This window comes from Mesorhizobium sp. M1163 (genome assembly GCF_040318415.1).
Lineage (GTDB): Bacteria > Pseudomonadota > Alphaproteobacteria > Rhizobiales > Rhizobiaceae > Mesorhizobium.
On the sequence record NZ_JAMYMF010000052.1, the window covers coordinates 1 to 5,000 of the forward strand.

The window sequence follows — 5,000 nt, forward strand, 5'->3', positions numbered from 1 at the left end:
CCCCTCTGTCCTGCCGGACATGTACGGCAGGACAGAGGGGGGTGCGACGGGACGTCAGCCTGCAAGTCTTCGCGACCATGCTTCAATCGGCGGCCGTGACATCGGCTTCATCTTCCAGGATCCATCGGCGAGCCTTGACCCGGTGATGCCAATTGGCAAGCAGATCGCCGAGGTCGCCTACACCCACCTCGGCCTCAATTGGCCGCAAGCCTACGCGAAGGCCCAAAACTTGCTTGAACGGGTCCGTCTGCCCGACCCCAATGCGGCTATGCATGCCTTTCCACACCAGCTTTCCGGCGGCCAGAAGCAGCGCGTCGCCATCGCCGCGGCAATCGCGTCCGGCCCGAAACTGCTGATCGCCGATGAGGCGACCAGCGCGCTGGACACCATCGTGCAGGCCGAGATCGTCGCGCTAATTCGGCAATTGGTGGCCGAGGACGGCATGACGCTGTTGTTCGTCAGCCACGACATCGCGCTGGCCGCTGAGCTGGCGGGGCGCATCGCCGTGTTCCGGAATGGCGAATTGATCGAACTCGGTGCGACGGCGCAGGTCGTCAGTGCGCCGCGGCACACTTACACTCGGGCGCTGCTTGACGCTCATCTCGGCCTCGACGCCGAGCCGCTGTTGCAGCGAACATGACCAGTCCTCTGCTCGCCGTTTCCGGCCTGACCAAACGATACCCTCGCGGCGGCAAGACCATTGCCGCGGCAGATAACGTTTCCTTCCACATCGAAGCTGGCGAGACGCTGGCGCTGGCCGGACCTTCAGGCAGCGGCAAGTCGACGATAGCCCGGCTGATGCTGCGGCTCATCGAACCCGACGCCGGCCATATCGAATTTGAAGGCAGCGACTTCCTGTCAATGAACGGCGCTGCCTTGCGCCACCGGCGCGCTCGTCTGCAGATGGTGTTTCAGGATCCGCTCGCCGCCTTGAACCCGCGCGCCACGGTGGCGCGTGTGCTCGACGACCCCTTGCGCATCCATCACATTGCCTCTCGTGCCGAGCGCCCGCGCCGTATTGTCACTCTGCTGGAGCGCGTCGGCCTCAGCCCCGGTCTCGCCGGCCGCGCCATTCACGAAATCTCCGGCGGCCAACGCCAACGAGTCGCCATCGCCCGCGCCATCGCCACAAAACCGTCGCTGGTCGTGCTCGACGAGGCCGTGTCGGCGCTCGACGTTTCGGTGCGCGCGCAGATCCTGCGGCTGCTGCTCGACCTTCAACGCGAGGAGCGCATCGCCTATCTGTTCATTTCGCACGATCTCGGTGTCGTCCGTGCCATCGCCCACCGCGTCGCCATTTTGGACGCCGGGCGCATTGCCGAGAGCGGCGATGCCCGTACCGTCATCGACGCGCCGCAATCCGCGATCGGCAAGGCGCTGGTGGCGGCAGCGCCAAGACTGTCAAGGATCGAACAGGACGCATCATGACCGACGTCGAAGCCCGAGCCGAAAAACTGTCGCGCGAACTCGATTCCGCCTTCCGTAACCGCGCCGATCTCTATCGTCTGTTGCTCGACGAGCTAACCGCGGAAGTTGGCGCGGAAAAGGCTGAGGCTATCATGATCCGCACCATCGAACGGCGCGGCAAGGAGGTTGCGGCGTCGGCCTTCGCCGATTTCGGCCCGAACGACGCAACGGCGATCGGCGAGGCGTTCCTCGCCGTCAGCCCGGATGGCGGCCGCATGTATCCGACCGACGTCGAACGCGGCCAAGGCCGCATCGCCTTCAAGGTCAAGCGCTGTCCGCTGAAGGACGCTTGGGTCGAAGCTGGCGTTGGCGACAAGAAGCTCGCCACGCTCTGCCGCATCGCCGGCGCCTTCGACCGCGGCCTGTTCGAGGCCACCGGAGTGCGCTTCGACAACGTCACCTGGACGCCGGGCCACGGTTCCGGCTGCTGCCACATCGCCTTGACCAACCGGGATGCCGGCTAGAGCTGCAGTTCGAGCCATGTCGGCGAAGACGTAAAGCTCCGTCCCGTTGGGCAGCACAGAGCCAACAAAAACCCCCGGCGCCGCAAGGCAACCGGGGGGGTTTGATGTTTGCATTGCGAGGAATTTGGTGCGGACAGGATCTGCCTCGGTGTCCCGCTGTGTCGGCTTCGTTGGTAAGTGTCCGGCCGGAGGCGTCTTTGTGGGTTCATGGCTGTGGCCTCAAACCATAGGTTCGAGCCACGGCCCAATCAAATCAATCCGAGATTTGTCGGATTGCGGCGTTCTTGTTGGTCTTCTGTAGTGGAATTCCTGGAGGTGAATTATGAGCGAATTGCCGGTAGTCAAATCGCGACGCAAAGGCAAAAACCTTATGCAGAGCATGCTGATCCCAACGGAGAACATGGTCGCAGACGAGGTCCGGGCTGCGCGACCTGGCCACTTGTCGGACCTTGCAGAGTTACGACGTAAGCTCGCGGCAAAATACGGGGCAGACGCCTGCTGCCCAGTGACTGTGCGGCGGCACTTGGTGCATATCAGTCAAGACGGCAGCGCGCCCTTTTGGCGCGTCGTAAATCCCGATCGGCCATTCGCCCGGCGTATGAGAGGTGGATCGGAACACATACGCGAAAAATTGGCTGCGGAACGCTGAGTATCCTGTCGCTGCACTTCAGAGCAAACGAAAACGGCCCGCACAAAGCGGGCCGTTTTCGTACTTTGGTTGCGGGGACAGGATTTGAACCTGTGACCTTCAGGTTATGAGCCTGACGAGCTACCGGGCTGCTCCACCCCGCGTCAACTTCACGGCGACCGCCGGCCGGGCAGCCCGGGCTTTTTTGTTTGTCCGTCCTCAAGGCCTTCGGCCTTTGTGGGCGGATGGGGCGCTGCTCCACCCCGCGTCAACCCTAGAAGTAAGCCTTGGCTCACTGAATTCAAGCTTCCGCCAAATGAAAGGGCCGCTTGCGCGGCCCGGAGCCCCATTGGCGGGCCTGTTCGTAAGGAGAAGATTAAACAACGTGCGCTTGGCAGACCTGGCAGCGACCTACTCTCCCGCGTCTTGAGACGAAGTACCATCAGCGCTGGAGCGTTTCACGGCCGAGTTCGGAATGGGATCGGGTGCAGCCGCTCCGCCATAACCACCAGGTCGGCAAAACGCACGTTGCTCGAGAAGCTGTTTTCTGTGCCATCCATGTCGGCGCAATCCAAGGATTGTCGCCAGAAATGGGCATTAGGAATGAGAACGATCAAGCCGATCGAACTATTAGTACCGGTAAGCTTCAAGCGTTGCCGCTCTTCCACACCCGGCCTATCAACGTGGTCGTCTTCCACGGTTCTCAGGGAATACTCGTTTTAAGGTGGGTTTCCCGCTTAGATGCCTTCAGCGGTTATCCCGTCCGGATATAGCTACCCTGCTATGCGGCTGGCGCCACAACAGGTCCACCAGAGATCCGTCCATCCCGGTCCTCTCGTACTAGGGACAGATCCTTTCAATATTCCTACACCCACGGCAGATAGGGACCGAACTGTCTCACGACGTTCTGAACCCAACTCACGTACCGCTTTAAATGGCGAACAGCCATACCCTTGGGACCTGCTCCAGCCCCAGGATGCGATGAGTCGACATCGAGGTGCCAAACAACCCCGTCGATATGGACTCTTGGGGGTCATCAGCCTGTTATCCCCGGCGTACCTTTTATCCGTTGAGCGATGGCCCTTCCACGCGGGACCACCGGATCACTATGACCGACTTTCGTCTCTGCTCGACTTGTCAGTCTCGCAGTCAGGCAGGCTTATGCCATTGCACTCAGCGAACGATTTCCGACCGTTCTGAGCCCACCATCGCGCGCCTCCGTTACTCTTTAGGAGGCGACCGCCCCAGTCAAACTACCCACCATACATTGTCCCGGACCCGGATAACGGGCCGCGGTTAGACATCCATAGTGATAAGGGTGGTATTTCAAGGGTGGCTCCACCTGAGCTGGCGCCCAGGTTTCAAAGCCTACCACCTATCCTACACATGCCACTACGAATGCCAATGTAAAGCTATAGTAAAGGTGCACGGGGTCTTTCCGTCTAACCGCAGGAACCCCGCATCTTCACGGGGAATTCAATTTCACTGAGTCTATGCTGGAGACAGCGGGGAAGTCGTTACGCCATTCGTGCAGGTCGGAACTTACCCGACAAGGAATTTCGCTACCTTAGGACCGTTATAGTTACGGCCGCCGTTTACTGGGGCTTCGATTCAGAGCTTGCACCCCTCCTCTTAACCTTCCAGCACCGGGCAGGCGTCAGACCCTATACGTCGTCTTGCGACTTCGCAGAGCCCTGTGTTTTTGATAAACAGTCGCTACCCCCTGGTCTGTGCCACCCTCCCATGCTTGCGCATGAAAGGGTCACGCTTCTTCCGAAGTTACGCGTGCAATTTGCCGAGTTCCTTCAGCATAGTTCTCTCAAGCGCCTTGGTATACTCTACCAGTCCACCAGTGTCGGTTTCGGGTACGGTCTATAAGGAGGAGCTATTTCCTGGAACCACGCAGCAGCCCTTTCAATCCGATAAGATTGGACTACCTCAATGATCCGTCACTTCCTCCAGGCCCACGAATATTAACGTGGTTCCCATCGTCTACGCATTTCTGCCTCGACTTAGGGGCCGGCTAACCCTGCTCAGATTAGCTTTAAGCAGGAACCCTTGGACTTTCGGCGGGGGAGTCTCTCACTCCCCTTACGTTACTCATGTCAGCATTCGCACTTCTGATACCTCCACCATCCCTCACGGGTATGGCTTCATCAGCTTACAGAACGCTCCGCTACCGCTTGCATTGCTGCAAACCCTAAGCTTCGGTGTATGGCTTTAGCCCCGTTACATTTTCGGCGCAAAGACCCTTATTTAGACCAGTGAGCTGTTACGCTTTCTTTAAATGATGGCTGCTTCTAAGCCAACATCCTGGTTGTTTTGGGATCCTCACATCCTTTCCCACTTAGCCATAACTTGGGGACCTTAGCTGTAGGTCAGGGTTGTTTCCCTTTTCACGACGGACGTTAGCACCCGCCGTGTGTCTGCCGACTATTACT

The 5,000-nt window shown here is 59.4% G+C and carries 4 protein-coding genes, 1 tRNA gene and 2 rRNA genes (1 of these 7 running past the window's edge); 4 read left to right on the top strand and 3 right to left on the bottom strand.

Annotated elements, in window-relative coordinates; all coding sequences use genetic code 11:
- The 4 genes from NKH43_RS32115 to NKH43_RS32130 all read left to right on the top strand — a co-directional run.
- A partial coding sequence (locus NKH43_RS32115) for an ATP-binding cassette domain-containing protein (protein WP_352861571.1) occupies window positions 1–640 on the top strand: 640 nt, incomplete at its 5' end.
- Window positions 637–1,428, top strand: a complete 792-nt coding sequence (locus tag NKH43_RS32120) for an ATP-binding cassette domain-containing protein (RefSeq protein WP_352861572.1) — start codon at window positions 637–639, stop codon at window positions 1,426–1,428. The genes NKH43_RS32115 and NKH43_RS32120, both read left to right, overlap by 4 nt.
- On the top strand, window positions 1,425–1,931 hold the full coding sequence (locus NKH43_RS32125) for an L-2-amino-thiazoline-4-carboxylic acid hydrolase (protein WP_352849367.1): 507 nt from the start codon (window positions 1,425–1,427) through the stop codon (window positions 1,929–1,931). Before NKH43_RS32120 ends, NKH43_RS32125 begins: the two co-directional genes overlap by 4 nt.
- A 322-nt stretch (window positions 1,932–2,253) precedes the next feature.
- Entirely contained in the window at window positions 2,254–2,580 is a 327-nt protein-coding gene (locus NKH43_RS32130) for a hypothetical protein (RefSeq protein ID WP_352861573.1), read from the top strand.
- A 66-nt stretch (window positions 2,581–2,646) separates the two neighbouring features.
- Here the strand turns inward: NKH43_RS32130 and NKH43_RS32135 are convergent.
- The 3 genes from NKH43_RS32135 to NKH43_RS32145 all read right to left on the bottom strand — a co-directional run.
- Window positions 2,647–2,723 (bottom strand) — tRNA-Met (locus NKH43_RS32135).
- 234 nt (window positions 2,724–2,957) lie between these two features.
- Window positions 2,958–3,072: ribosomal RNA gene (rrf, locus tag NKH43_RS32140) — 5S ribosomal RNA — on the bottom strand.
- 96 nt (window positions 3,073–3,168) lie between these two features.
- A 23S ribosomal RNA gene (locus tag NKH43_RS32145) occupies window positions 3,169–5,000 on the bottom strand (it continues 975 nt past the right edge of the window).